The following is a 13,034-nucleotide window of genomic DNA, read 5'->3' on the forward strand; positions in this document are numbered from 1 at the left end:
TAGTTAAATATATGTACTCAAAATCTCCCCAGGCAATCCATCAATCTCGCAAACTTTTTCAGATGTAAAACCAACGTTTAGTAAAATCTTCCGAGAGGGGATATTGCTCGGATCGATAATTGCTTTTAGTACGTTTACATCAGTATGCTTCGCTATTTCAATTAATTCTCTTGCAATACAACTACCATATCTTTTTCCCCAGTGTTCTGGCAATAACATATAACCAAGTTCAGCTTCTTTAAAATCATCCTCATTTACTGTTATATGTCCAAGTCCGATAAATTCATTTGTTGCACTGTTATAAACTTTATAAGATCCATACAGTTTATGTTTTTCATTGCGCCTTAACAATTTTTCATAGTCGTTTTGTGCTTCATCTAACGGAATGGTGCGCTCTGTAATTTGTGCCATTACTCTTTCATTTGATACGAGCAGGAAGTAGTGATTAAAATCTGTTGCTTCAAATTTTTTGAAATGTAGCTTATGCATATGCTTCCTCCAAACTAATTTTCATTTGTACTTCAGAAAAGAAAAAGATAAGTTAAATCGTAATTTCAATTTGATTGCCTTCTGGATCGTTTATTACACTTTCGTAATAGCCATCTCCAGTGAAACGTGGTCCATTTAATAAAGGATAACCAGCTTCTTTTAACGTTTTTGTCAGTTCATTCACACGTTCTTCACTTCCAACAGAGAAAGCTATATGTGCATAGCCAGTTATATTAAGGTTAGGTTCGTTTTCTATACCTTTTTTACGCATAAGTTCAATCCGCGTTCCAGATTCGAACGTAATAAAATAAGATTCAAATTGTTTTGCTTCGTTATGATATAAAGAGTTTGCTTTACCGTTGAAATACTTCGTATAAAAAGTACGCATTAATTCTAAATCATTTACCCAAATTGCGATATGTTCGATTTTCATAGGTTTCACCAATCCTATCTGTACTAATTAGGCTTCCACTGTATAAAAGTTGCATGTACATTGCAAGAAATTTGATTTGGTGAAAAAAGACAATTGTTAATTTTTGGTTGTATCCGTACATACAATGTGTAATTAAGTGAATGATCTACATAGTAATTACTGAAAAGGGTGAATGAGGCTTATGAGTCAATTAGAGCAAATGATGTACATTGGTGTAATCATGTCTATTGTACTTTCTGTAATGATTTTGGGGTCTTTATATTATAATCCTCGTCTTTCGTTAAATGATTATCCGAAAGATATTCAAAAGGTAGTTTTTCCGAAATCAATTCATGAAAAAAAGCAAACGATTTACTTTAATATTGCATACAATGTGATTCTCTTCGGTACTCCTTTCGTTTCAACCTATATACTAAATCAACATGAAACATTATTGTATATTGAGGCCTATTTACATACTTTTGGTATTTTAATGATTTTCAATTTAGTAGATTTATTAATAATCGATTGGCTTATTTTTTGCTGGATTACCCCGAGGTTTGTTGTTATTCCTTGTACGGATGGGATGAAGGGATATAAAGATTATATGTTTCATTTAAGAGGGGCTATAGTGGGTACTCCATTTTTAGCAATTGTAAGTTTATTTCTGGCAGGAATTGCGACAACTATTTAGTATAAAAAAGAAAGATAGGAAACGTTTATATAAGGTAAGTAGATTTATAATTTATAGAATTAAAAATGAGAATTTGATACTATTGAAGCAAAGGGTTCTAATAGCAGTATATTAAGCGATATCAATATACGATTGCGAATGTTTTGATATTCCATGAAATCACCTAATTTTATGGAAGCATTTGATAGAACTCAAAAAAACGCAATGGAGGCTAATATGAAAAAAATAATTGGCGCAGCAACAGCAACAGTTCTTGGATTGGGGGCTTTTACCACATCTGCTATCGCAGAAACTATCGTAACAGCGGATGTACTCAACGTACGTGAAAAGCCAACTACGGAATCAAAAGTTGTCGAAAAAGTAAAAGAAGGACAAAAGTTAAAGGTCATACATACTGAAGAAGGATGGTCAAAAATTGATCTAAATGGTAAAGAATTGTTTGTAAGTTCGGAGTATACAAAAGATATTTATCATGTAACAGCAAACCTATTAAATGTACGTACTGAAGCAAACACGGAATCAGAAATTCTTGGCAGACTGAAAAAAGATGATGTAATTGAATCAACACATCAAGTTAAAGATGGATGGCTACAATTTGAGTATAAAGGAAAAACAGCTTATGCAAATGTTTCTTTCCTATCAAGTACAGCACCAAGTGAAAAGAAAGCTGAAGAGAAAACGAAGAAAGTAGCGAAAGTACAAAAAGCGGTAAAAGCAAAGGAAGAAGCCAAAACGCAGAAAGTAGCAAAAGCGCAGGAAGAAGTAAAAGTACAAGAAGAAGCAAAGCCTAGGGAAGAAGCGAAAGTACAAGAAGTAACAAAGCCTAGGGAAGAAGCGAAAGTACAAGAAGTAACAAAGCCTAGGGAAGAAGCGAAAGTACAAGAAGAAGCAAAGCCTAGGGAAGAAGTAAAAGTACAAGAAGAAGCAAAGCCTAGGGAAGAAGCGAAAGTACAAGAAGAAGCAAAGCCTAGGGAAGAAGTAAAAATACAAGAAGTAACAAAGCCTAGGGAAGAAGCGAAAGTACAAGAAGAAGCAAAGCCTAGGGAAGAAGTAAAAGTACAAGAAGAAGCAAAGCCTAGGGAAGAAGTAAAAGTACAAGAAGAAGCAAAGGCTAAGGAAGAAGCAAAAGCACAAGAAATAGCGAAAGCAAAAGAAGAAGCGAAAGCACAAGAAATAGCCAAAGCAAAAGAAGAAGCGAAAGCGCAAGAAATAGCCAAAGCGAAGGAAGAAGCGAAAGCGCAAGAAATAGCCAAAGCGAAGGAAGAAGCGAAAGCGCAAGAAATAGCCAAAGCAAAAGAAGAAGCGAAAGCACGAGAAATAGCAATGGCTAAGGAAGAAGCAAAAGCAAAAGAAGTATCTAAAAATAACACACAGTCTGCTAAACGTGAGCTAACGGTAGTAGCGACAGCTTATACTGCTGATCCAAGTGAAAATGGTACATATGGTGGACGCGTTTTAACTGCGATGGGGCATGATTTAACGGCTAATCCGAATATGAGAATTATCGCAGTTGATCCGAAAGTAATTCCATTAGGATCAAAAGTATGGGTAGAAAATTATGGTGAAGCAATCGCTGGTGATACTGGTAGTGCAATTAAAGGTAATCGTATTGATGTTTTAATGGGTTCAAAAAGTAAGGCAATGAATTGGGGAAGACAAACTGTTAAAGTAAAAGTTCTATAATAACGATAGTTATCCAAAAAGAAGTCAGTTCTCTTTATTGAGACTGGCTTTTATTTTTTGAGTTAATGTGATTCATTGAAAAACCATGTTGATTTAATATAGGAGTTTTAAAGGGAGTATTACTAAATCTGCACTAAAACATAAATAAAAAATGAAACTTGTATCATGTCTATAAAATACAACTATTAAGAATAAGACTGACTCATTCTGTCAGTCTTATTTTTGTTTTGTAACCTCATTAAGAATTGCATGAAATATGTCTTTTTGTGTGAAATTATCTGTAAAAATAGTTTCTCTATTCACTTCAAGTGTATCGTGCGGATTATACCATTTCCATAGGGAGCCCTCACCAAATTCATACCGTTTTTCTCTCGTATTATGTCGTCTAATCGTTTCTTCTAATGATAAATCGAAGTAGTATGTAAAAGCGTTGTCGTCGAAATACTGTATTAATTCTTTCAACATATCACCGTATCTACGACTGTTTAATATTCCTTCTAAAATAACAAATTCGCATTTTTCTTTTCCGTACTTCGTAATTTCAAATAGTAAATCATGAGATAAGTTACCCATTGTGTCGTGCACTTTTAGCATATCTCTACGCACGACATCTTGAGAGACTAGAAGTGTCCCTTGGCCAAAATATTCTTGCAGTTCTTTTGCGATAGTTGTCTTGCCGCTTGCGGAGTTTCCCCGAAGGATGATTAATGTTGATTTCAAAGTCTCATCTCCAAAATGTTTTAGTTTTTTAGGTCTTGCTACAAAAGAACTTCATTATGGGAAACATTCTTTTAGTTAAGTAATAGTTTATGATACTCAGTATAAGTTGAACAGAATAATTTCTTATTGTGGGATTATGCAAGTAAAGCTGGTTTGAAAATTTACTATCCGCATATAGAAAAGTTATTATAAGAGTAACTAATAAGGAGGTGACCTATGTTATTCCAAAAGGGAAAATTATTAGTTAGATACGTAATAAAAAACGATGCACCTATCATTTCAAAATGGCTAACAGACCCAGAAGTCCTGCAGTATTACGAAGGACGAGATAATCCGCAATCTGTAGAAAAGGTGCTTGATCATTTTATACATCATCCAAACGGTCATGAAAAAAGATGTTTAATAGAATTTGATGCCGTTCCAATCGGTTACATTCAAATGTATCCAGTTGATTCTGAATGGAAAGCGTTATATGGATATGAAGAATCACAAAATGTATGGGGAATGGACCAATTTATCGGTGAACCACTCTTTTGGGGAAAGGGAATTGGAACAAAACTCGTTCAAGCAGCAATTACATACATTATGAAAGAAGTGGGTGCAGAAGCAATTGCGATGGATCCTAAAGTAAATAATGAACGTGCGATAAGCTGTTATGAAAAGTGCGGATTTAAAAAGGTGAAGATATTAAAGAAACATGAACTGCATGAGGGGAAATTAGAAGATTGTTGGATGGTAGAATATAAACAATTATAATAAATATGCAGGGGCTTATAAAAATAAAGGGAGCTGTGTGAAATGAAAAAGGCATTACTAGTTATTGATGTGCAAGCGGGTATGTATACAGCAGGAATCCCAGTACATAATGGGGAAAAGTTTTTAGAAACGTTGCAAGAGCTCATTGGGGAATGTCGTTCAAATGGTATTCCGGTTATTTATGTACAACATAACGGGCCAAAAGATCATCCGTTAGAAAAAGGTACAGATGGCTGGAAAGTGCATGCGGCGATTGCTCCGCGAGAAGGGGAGCTTGTCGTTGAAAAGACGACTCCAGACTCATTCCATAAGACAAACTTAAACGAAGTGTTACAAGGAAAAGGGATTGAGCATGTTATTATTTCAGGAATGCAAACAGAGTACTGTGTTGATACGACAACGCGAAGAGCGTTTAGTGAAGGGTATAAAGTAACATTAGTAAGTGATGCACATAGCACATTTGACGCAGATGTATTACGCGCTGAAGATATTGTAAAACATCATAATGTTGTATTTGGATCATTTGCAGATGTTATTACGTTAAAAGATTTAAAAGTAAAAGCGTAATTACAGAAGTTGCTGTCTCTTAATGGGGCAGCTTTTTTATTTGAAGATAGGCTATCAAACGTTGTCGATAAATCGATATTTCTTGTCGAATCGTTGATATAATTAGAGTTACGATAGATATATTTCCAAAATCGTTGATATAATTTCATTCACCGTATTGATAGTACAAAAAACAAAAAGGAGCGCCACATCGTCAAAAATTCGACTGATGAGACAGCTACTTTTTTGCACCAGTAATTATGGCTTTATTTCTTCTTATCTTTATCCAACACATTCTGTTCTTCAGCAAACTCCGTGCCATATGCAAACCGGCGATTAATTCGAATGTTATCATTGCTGTGCCTTGTGTGGGAATTAGAAAAGCGATGGACGATTACTTCAGATAATGTAAAGACGATGGCAGAAAGGATACTGCCCCATGCAATTTGCATGTAGTTGTCTAATAAAATATTACCGAAAATCCAAACACTTAAATACGTAAGTAAGAAATCCGTCATAATGGCAGCGGAATTGCCAATTCGATTTAAAATAATTTTATCAACAAACATATAAGAAACGATTGTGACGAAGAGACTAAAAGAAATGATTTGGACGAGCGTTGCTGGGAAAAATAGAGCTAGTCCGATACTAAAAGCGATGATGCATGATATAAATTTGATAAGTATTACAGTAATATCACTCAATATTTACACCTCCCATTTATACATAGTTTTACAATAAATTCAGGAGTTCATACATTGGAACGGTTTAATTTATATAAAACTTTATCATGCTGAAATTTTATCTAAATATTAAAAAAACAATTAAAAAATGTTATAGTGAAATGAGAGCGTATGACATTTTTAGGTAAGGGGGAATCCGGGATGTGGATAACTTCAGAAGTAGAAATTCCAGATGAGTTAATCGATCACCTTGAACAAGGTAAGTTAGTATTATTCGTTGGAGCAGGAGTTTCTATGAAGGGGAAATCAAACTTACCGAATTTCGATGATTTAGTTGATGAAATTTCGAAAGCTTTATATGTCGAAAGGCGTGAGATGACAGAACCCCACGATTATTATCTCGGTAAAATTGCGAAAACGAAAGATGTGCATCAAGTTGCAAGAGACCTCGTTAATATAGAAAAATCAAAACCAAATCCATTACACTATGCGATTCCAAGGCTGTTTCCGTTAGATACGGATGTTCGAATTGTAACGACAAACTTTGATCAACATTTTACGTCTGTAATTACAGAAATGAATAGAGAGCTGAATATTTATTATGCACCTGCTTTACCGACAGGGAGAGCGTTTAAAGGGTTGGCTTACATACATGGGAATGTAGAACAAGAGAAAGAAGCTTTAATTTTAACGGATGGTGATTTTGGAAGGGCTTACTTAACAGAAGGATGGGCGAGACGATTTTTAGTTGATTTATTCTCAAATTACACTGTTTTATTCGTTGGGTATAGTCATAATGATCCTGTAATGAAATATTTAGCAACAGGCTTACCACCGAGTACAAGGCGTTATGCTTTCGTCGCACAAGGTGATAATACATATCATTGGGAGCATTTAGGGATAAGACCGATTGTGTATCCGAATAAAGCAAATAATCATCAGGCGCTTGTGAAAGCGGTGAAGCGGTGGGCGGAATTAATGGGGGATAATTATATTACGAAAAGAATGCGTATTCGTGATATTGTAACCGTTCCTCCATCAGTAGAGCAGGAGCAATTATCCTATATAAAACAGTCAATAAAAAAAATTGAAACCGTTCGGTACTTCGTTGAATTTGCTCGTGATTATGAATGGGTGGAATGGCTTGAAGCAGAAGGGAAACTAAGAAATTTATTTCTGCTTACAGCAAATTATGATGAAGTAGATGAATTGCTTGCGGAATGGTTAGTGGAGCAATTTCTATTTAGTCATCAAAAAGAACTATTTCAATTGATTTTTAAAAATCATTCTAAAATATCCCCGTTATGGTGGCGAACAATTTGTACTTACTTAAACGAAACGAAAGAAACGATGGACCCTTTGTTGTTTGCAAGATGGACATTGCTTTTATTAGAAACAGCAGAGAAAGATAGTAGCTCTATTGAAATGATCACATATTTATTGCAAAAATGTTCTTTCCCTCAGCATAAAGAAATTGGCTTGTTGCTATTAACGTTTATTTTAGACGGGAAACTTAAATTGAAGCGTGTAAGAAGATGGGGAAATGATACGCAAGAGTCGATTGAACTCGAGGAATCGAGTCGTATACCGATGCCTATTTTTTCTCATGTGGAGCGAATTTGGAAAGAGAAAATGAGACCACATATTACTTACTACGCAAATCCGATTATGGTTACGGGGTTAGAAAAGATACAACTATTGTCATTAAGACAAAATGCACTGAAAAGAAGAGATAGAGAAATTTCAGAGCAGGAGTTACAGCAAAATGATTTTACATTTTTAATTCAAATTGTAAAAGAGTGTCTTACATATTTATGTGAAAACAATGAGAAAAAAGCAAATCATTATATTACAGAAATGATAGAAACTGATAGTGTACTTCAAAAGCGAATTGCAATTGAAGCAATGATTAATAATGTATTCGTTACAGCGGATGATAAACTGAAGTGGTTGTTACATGTAGATGTTCTGTTAGATTTCACATGTAAACATGAAGTGTTTCAACTTTTAAAGAATTATTACGCAGATGCTTTAGAGGAAACGAAAGAAGAAGTAATTCAACATGTATTAGAGTATCTTGCAGAAGAGAGGGCGTTTGATGCTTGTCTTGTATTAGACTTACTATTCACGTGTGATTCGAATAGTAAGTGTACGGCGGAAGGATACGAGCTAATGAAACAGAAACACCCCCATTTTTCTTCAGATCTATACAGTGTTCCAAAGAAAGAGGCAAATGAACAACGTATTACATGCAATGTAACAGCTGATGGATTACTGCAGCTGAAAGACGATGAAATAATGGAGCAAGTTCGGCAATTTTCAAGAGACGGTGTTTTTGAACAACGCCATTTTTTAGAGATGTTATCAAAAGCGTGTAAATTGAATGTAGAGTGGAGTATTTCGTTTGCTTATCAACTAGTAGGCGTGCACGAAATTAGTAATGAAGTATGGTTTGTATGTATTAGAGAGTGGCGAAATAACCGGAATTTGGCGAATGAACAAATTCAAAAAATCATTCCGTTATTGCAGAAATTTATTAGAAATACTGCTTTTCATTGGTTAATTAGTAGTTTTCTATATGAAATTAGTAATCGATTAGAAGAGTTAGATGAAAATAGTATAAGGATTGTAAAACGCTTTGCTTTTTCTGTACTTCCACAAGTTATGAGAGGGGAATCGGATTTTAAGATTGGAAAACAAGAGTTTTACAATGAATCTATTCAGCATCCTGTTGGGAAGATGACTGCTGTATTACTAAAACTGCTAGCATATGATCATTTATACGATCGCAACGTGTATGAATATTTATTTTTATTTGAGGAGCAGGTAAGGGTTACTTCGGAAAGAACGAACTTCATGTTTGTGCGTTTAACAGCAGATATTACGTTTTTATACCATATTGAGAAGCAATGGTGTCGGAAAAATGTACTACCTTACTTAGATTTAAAGAAAGAAAGTGAGCTTACGAAATATGCGTGGGCGGGATTATGTTATACGCAAATTAATCTACCTTTGTTTACAGAAATAAGACGATATATTAAGTATGCAGTAGAACATTTAGATGCACTACATCCATATACGAGAGAAGCATTTTTAAAATGGCTTAGCTTTGTATTTATTAAATGCGTATTATATTGGGAGCAAAAAACAGATTGGTTATATCCACTTTTGATGCAAGAAAACGAAGAGAATAAAATTAAATTTATGCAGTATTTATGCTACTACGTAAAAACGTTAAGTGGTAAGGAACAACAAAAATTTTGGACAGCGTGGCTTAGTGTGTTTTTAAGAGAGCGTCCGAAAATGGGCGTAATAACAACGAGAGAATATATGATGCTTTTACGTATTGCTTTATGCATGGATGAGGTTTTAGAAAAAGGCTTAAATATTATTTCTAGTAAATTTCAAGGTGTGGAAGGACAATCTAATCAAGAAGAAATGAAACAGTTGTTTATAGAGATACTTGAAAAGAAAGAGCGTATGAAAGCGTATAAAGAATTGTATGCAAATGTGTTTTTCACTTTACTTCAGACGTGTCAAGAAGCCGATTTACTTGAAAGTGAGATCATACAAATAAAAGAACTATTAACCAGGTATGAAGTAGAAAGACATGTATTAAATTTAATAGAAAATGAAATAATTCGCATCGGAATCGTAACGGAGAATTTACAAGAGGAATCATAGGGCGGAAGTGGAATTTTAAAAAAATATATAAAAAGTTATTGACAGTGTTTTGAAAAGCGTTCTATAATACGAATCATACTTATTCAATTTCAAAAACATTTGAATAAACAAAGTGCAATGAAGAGATCACAGTAGTGGTTAGTCTTACTGTAACAGAGAGCTGGTGGTTGGTGTGAACCAGTACAGGGATAATCATGAATTACAGTCTTGGAGCATCTTTTTCATAGTAAAGATAGTATTGTCTTTATGAAGAAAAAGCGGTCAATTGATCGTTAACAGTGAAGAGAGGTAGACGGAAAGTTAGTCTACAACTAGGGTGGTACCGCGATAAATATCGTCCCTACTGATTTATTCAGTAGGGACTTTTTGTATTTTAGTGGTCCAACTTGAAAATAAAATAGTCATGCATTGAAAGGAAAAGCAGTAGTTGTTGTTTCCCTGTAACAGAGAGCTGGTGGTTGGTGCGAACCAGTACAAAAACAAGAGCGAATTACAGTCCTGGAGCATCTTTTTCGTAGTAAAGATAGTTATTGTCTTTATGAAGGGAAAGACGGTCAGATGATCGTTAACAATGAAGAGAGGTAGGCGAAATAAGTCTACAACTAGGGTGGTACCGCGATAAATATCGTCCCTACTGATGTATTCAGTAGGGCTTTTTTGTACAAAAAAAGTGGTTTTTTAACTAGTAGATAGTGTCTTTATGGTAATTATTAGTTTAAAATAAGAAGAGGTATCGATTCCACTTTAAATTTGTATAATTAACCAGTTCAGAAAATAGAGAATTTTTCATTCTCTTACTATACTTTTAAAACATTAGAGGAGGATTTCCAAATGGCAAATCATGAATTAGATCAATTACGTAAACAGGTAGATGAAATTAACTTACAATTATTACACCTATTAAACAAACGCGGTGAAATCGTTCAAAAGATTGGGGAGCAAAAACAAGTACAAGGTACGAAACGCTTTGATCCAGTACGTGAGCGTGAAGTACTTGATATGCTTGCAGAGCATAACGAAGGACCATTCGAAACGTCAACGATTCAACATATTTTCAAAACGATTTTCAAAGCAAGCTTAGAATTACAAGAAGATGATAACCGTAAAGCGTTACTAGTTTCACGTAAAAAGAAAAAAGAAAATACAATCGTTAATGTGAAAGGCGAATTGATTGGAAACGGAACACAAACGTTCATTATGGGACCTTGTGCAGTAGAAAGCTTAGAGCAAGTTCGCCAAGTAGGGCAAGCTATGAAAGACCAAGGCTTAAAATTAATGCGCGGTGGTGCTTTCAAACCGAGAACATCTCCATACGATTTCCAAGGTTTAGGAGTAGAAGGTTTACAAATTTTACGACAAGTAGCAGATGAGTTCGACTTAGCGATTATTAGTGAAATTTTAAATCCGAATGACGTAGAAATGGCGCTAGAATACGTTGATGTAATTCAAGTTGGAGCACGTAACATGCAAAACTTCGATTTACTTCGAGCTGTAGGTAAAGTTAACAAGCCAGTATTACTAAAACGTGGGTTAGCAGCAACAATTGATGAGTTCATAAATGCGGCGGAATACATTATTGCGCAAGGTAACGACCAAATTATTTTATGTGAGCGCGGTATTCGCACATACGAGAGAGCGACACGTAACACATTAGATATTTCAGCAGTTCCGATTTTAAAGAAAGAAACACATTTACCAGTTATCGTTGACGTAACACATTCAACTGGACGTAGAGATTTACTATTACCAACAGCGAAAGCAGCACTTGCTATTGGAGCAGATGCAGTAATGGCTGAAGTTCATCCAGACCCAGCAGTTGCGTTATCAGATTCTGCGCAACAAATGGATATTCCAGAATTCCATAGATTCATGGATGAGTTAAAAGGTTTCAAAAATAAATTATCTTAATTCCATATCATAAATGCACTGAAGAGGAAACAGTAGTGCTTATCTCACTGTTAAAGAGAGCTGATGGCCGGTGTGAATCAGTACAAAGGTAAGCATGAATTACAGCCTTGGAGCATCTTTCCCGCCAACTTTTGGAGAGAAAGACGGTCAAACGATCGTTAAAGAAGAAGAGAGGTAGACGAAAGAAGTCTACAACTAGGGTGGTACCGCGATAAACATCGTCCCTACTGAGCGCTCAGTAGGGACTTTTTTGTACAAAAAAATAGTAAAGGGGCAAGAGAAATGAGATACATTACAGCTGGAGAATCACATGGGCCGCAGTTAACAGTTATTTTAGAAGGTGTACCAGCAGGTTTAACATTAACAGCGGAACATATTAATAAAGAATTATTAAGAAGACAAAAAGGGCATGGGCGCGGAAGACGCATGCAAATTGAAACAGATACAGTTGAAATTGCAAGTGGTGTACGTCACGGAATGACACTTGGATCACCGATTACGTTAATCGTAAAAAATGATGATTTCAAACATTGGACGAAAGTAATGGGTGCTGAACCAATTTCGGAGCAAGAAAGTAAAGAAATGAAACGTACTATAACGAAACCACGTCCAGGACATGCGGATTTAAACGGGGCAATTAAATACGGCCATCGTGATATAAGAAACGTATTAGAGCGCTCTTCTGCAAGAGAAACGACAGTTCGTGTTGCTGCTGGTGCAGTTGCGAAACAAATTTTGAAAGAATTAGGCGTGGAAATTGCAGGGCATGTTCTTGAAATTGGTGGGGTACAAGCGAAGCGTATTTCAAACTTACCAATTGAAGAAATTCAAACGATAACTGAAAATTCACCAGTTCGATGTTTAGATAAAGAAGTAGAACAAGAGATGATGAATGCGATTGATGATGCGAAAAGTAGCGGAGATTCTATAGGCGGTATTGTCGAAGTCATTGCAGAAGGAATGCCAATTGGAGTTGGTAGCTACGTTCATTACGACCGCAAATTAGATGCAAAACTTGCCGGTGCTATTATGAGCGTGAATGCGTTTAAAGGTGCTGAAATCGGAATTGGTTTTGAAGCGGCAAGACAGCCGGGAAGTAAAGTGCACGATGAAATTTTATGGGATGAAGAAAAAGGATACACGAGAAATACGAATAATGCCGGCGGTTTAGAAGGCGGTATGACAACAGGTATGCCAATTGTCGTAAGAGGCGTAATGAAGCCAATTCCTACATTATATAAACCGTTAGCAAGCGTAGATATTGATACGAAAGAAGCGTTCCAAGCGAGTATTGAGAGATCTGATAGCTGTGCAGTACCAGCAGCAGGTGTTGTAGCTGAAGCTGTCGTTGCATGGGAACTTGCCGGTGCACTAGTCGAGCAATTCGGAAAAGATCGCATGGAATTACTAAAACAAAATATTTCGCAACATAACAAATACGCAAAAGAATTTTAATGAA

The 13,034-nt window shown here is 35.5% G+C and carries 11 protein-coding genes and 3 other annotated features; of the genes, 7 read left to right on the top strand and 4 right to left on the bottom strand.

The features are described 5' to 3' along the window. Positions 1-3: 3 nt before the first annotated feature. Positions 4-489 (bottom strand): GNAT family N-acetyltransferase, encoded by a 486-nt coding sequence (locus tag JFT89_RS14555; protein WP_201040287.1) that lies wholly within the window; start codon positions 487-489, stop codon positions 4-6. A gap of 52 nt (positions 490-541) precedes the next feature. Next, complete coding sequence (locus JFT89_RS14560; protein WP_201040288.1) at positions 542-922, bottom strand: VOC family protein; 381 nt, start codon at positions 920-922, stop codon at positions 542-544. A 181-nt stretch (positions 923-1,103) separates the two neighbouring features. Here JFT89_RS14560 and JFT89_RS14565 point away from each other — a divergent pair, with 181 nt between their 5' ends. Both JFT89_RS14565 and entB read left to right on the top strand, forming a co-directional pair. After that, a complete protein-coding gene (locus tag JFT89_RS14565) occupies positions 1,104-1,595 on the top strand; it encodes a nitroreductase (protein WP_201040289.1) in 492 nt (163 codons plus the stop codon). Between the two features lie 216 nt (positions 1,596-1,811). Further along, a complete protein-coding gene (gene entB, locus JFT89_RS14570) occupies positions 1,812-3,278 on the top strand; it encodes a cell wall-binding protein EntB (RefSeq protein ID WP_201040290.1) in 1,467 nt (488 codons plus the stop codon). Between the two features lie 216 nt (positions 3,279-3,494). Here entB and JFT89_RS14575 read toward each other — a convergent pair whose 3' ends face one another. Then, positions 3,495-3,998, bottom strand: a complete 504-nt coding sequence (locus JFT89_RS14575) for a kinase (protein WP_201040291.1) — start codon at positions 3,996-3,998, stop codon at positions 3,495-3,497. Positions 3,999-4,214: 216 nt separating this feature from the next. Here JFT89_RS14575 and JFT89_RS14580 point away from each other — a divergent pair, with 216 nt between their 5' ends. Together JFT89_RS14580 and JFT89_RS14585 are read left to right on the top strand one after the other, a co-directional pair. Then, complete coding sequence (locus JFT89_RS14580; RefSeq protein WP_201040292.1) at positions 4,215-4,754, top strand: GNAT family N-acetyltransferase; 540 nt, start codon at positions 4,215-4,217, stop codon at positions 4,752-4,754. Positions 4,755-4,796: 42 nt separating this feature from the next. Continuing rightward, positions 4,797-5,321: a cysteine hydrolase family protein gene (locus tag JFT89_RS14585; protein WP_002066028.1), complete on the top strand. Its 525-nt coding sequence runs from the start codon at positions 4,797-4,799 to the stop codon at positions 5,319-5,321. 245 nt (positions 5,322-5,566) lie between these two features. Here JFT89_RS14585 and JFT89_RS14590 read toward each other — a convergent pair whose 3' ends face one another. Then, the gene (locus tag JFT89_RS14590) at positions 5,567-6,004 is read right to left on the bottom strand and encodes a YndM family protein (protein ID WP_002032800.1); all 438 of its coding nucleotides are present in this window, start codon (positions 6,002-6,004) and stop codon (positions 5,567-5,569) included. A gap of 150 nt (positions 6,005-6,154) precedes the next feature. Between JFT89_RS14590 and JFT89_RS14595 the strand changes: the two genes are divergently transcribed. The 3 genes from JFT89_RS14595 (at position 6,155) to aroC (ending at position 13,030) form a co-directional block, all read left to right on the top strand. Further along, positions 6,155-9,667, top strand: coding sequence for a DUF4020 domain-containing protein (locus JFT89_RS14595; RefSeq protein ID WP_201040293.1), 3,513 nt, complete (start codon positions 6,155-6,157; stop codon positions 9,665-9,667). Positions 9,668-9,775: 108 nt separating this feature from the next. Continuing rightward, positions 9,776-10,012: a binding site (T-box leader), on the top strand. Between the two features lie 54 nt (positions 10,013-10,066). Next, positions 10,067-10,303, top strand: a binding site (T-box leader). 195 nt (positions 10,304-10,498) lie between these two features. Further along, complete coding sequence (locus tag JFT89_RS14600; protein WP_002013433.1) at positions 10,499-11,575, top strand: bifunctional 3-deoxy-7-phosphoheptulonate synthase/chorismate mutase; 1,077 nt, start codon at positions 10,499-10,501, stop codon at positions 11,573-11,575. A gap of 9 nt (positions 11,576-11,584) precedes the next feature. Further along, positions 11,585-11,804, top strand: a binding site (T-box leader). A 53-nt stretch (positions 11,805-11,857) separates the two neighbouring features. Continuing rightward, positions 11,858-13,030 (top strand): chorismate synthase, encoded by a 1,173-nt coding sequence (aroC, locus tag JFT89_RS14605; protein WP_002013434.1) that lies wholly within the window; start codon positions 11,858-11,860, stop codon positions 13,028-13,030. Positions 13,031-13,034 lie beyond the last annotated feature (4 nt).

Origin of the sequence: Bacillus sp. TH25, from assembly GCF_016650935.1 — a bacterium.
GTDB lineage: Bacteria > Bacillota > Bacilli > Bacillales > Bacillaceae_G > Bacillus_A > Bacillus_A mycoides.

Bases quoted from the DNA above. Each gene is read 5' to 3' on its own strand.
- entB (WP_201040290.1), top strand. From the start codon at position 1,812: ATGAAAAAAATAATTGGCGCAGCAACAGCAACAGTTCTTGGATTGGGG.
- JFT89_RS14580 (WP_201040292.1), top strand. From the start codon at position 4,215: ATGTTATTCCAAAAGGGAAAATTATTAGTTAGATACGTAATAAAAAAC.
- JFT89_RS14585 (WP_002066028.1), top strand. From the start codon at position 4,797: ATGAAAAAGGCATTACTAGTTATTGATGTGCAAGCGGGTATGTATACA.
- aroC (WP_002013434.1), top strand. From the start codon at position 11,858: ATGAGATACATTACAGCTGGAGAATCACATGGGCCGCAGTTAACAGTT.
- JFT89_RS14595 (WP_201040293.1), top strand. From the start codon at position 6,155: ATGACATTTTTAGGTAAGGGGGAATCCGGGATGTGGATAACTTCAGAA.
- JFT89_RS14555 (WP_201040287.1), bottom strand. From the start codon at position 489: ATGCATAAGCTACATTTCAAAAAATTTGAAGCAACAGATTTTAATCAC.
- JFT89_RS14600 (WP_002013433.1), top strand. From the start codon at position 10,499: ATGGCAAATCATGAATTAGATCAATTACGTAAACAGGTAGATGAAATT.
- JFT89_RS14560 (WP_201040288.1), bottom strand. From the start codon at position 922: ATGAAAATCGAACATATCGCAATTTGGGTAAATGATTTAGAATTAATG.
- JFT89_RS14565 (WP_201040289.1), top strand. From the start codon at position 1,104: ATGAGTCAATTAGAGCAAATGATGTACATTGGTGTAATCATGTCTATT.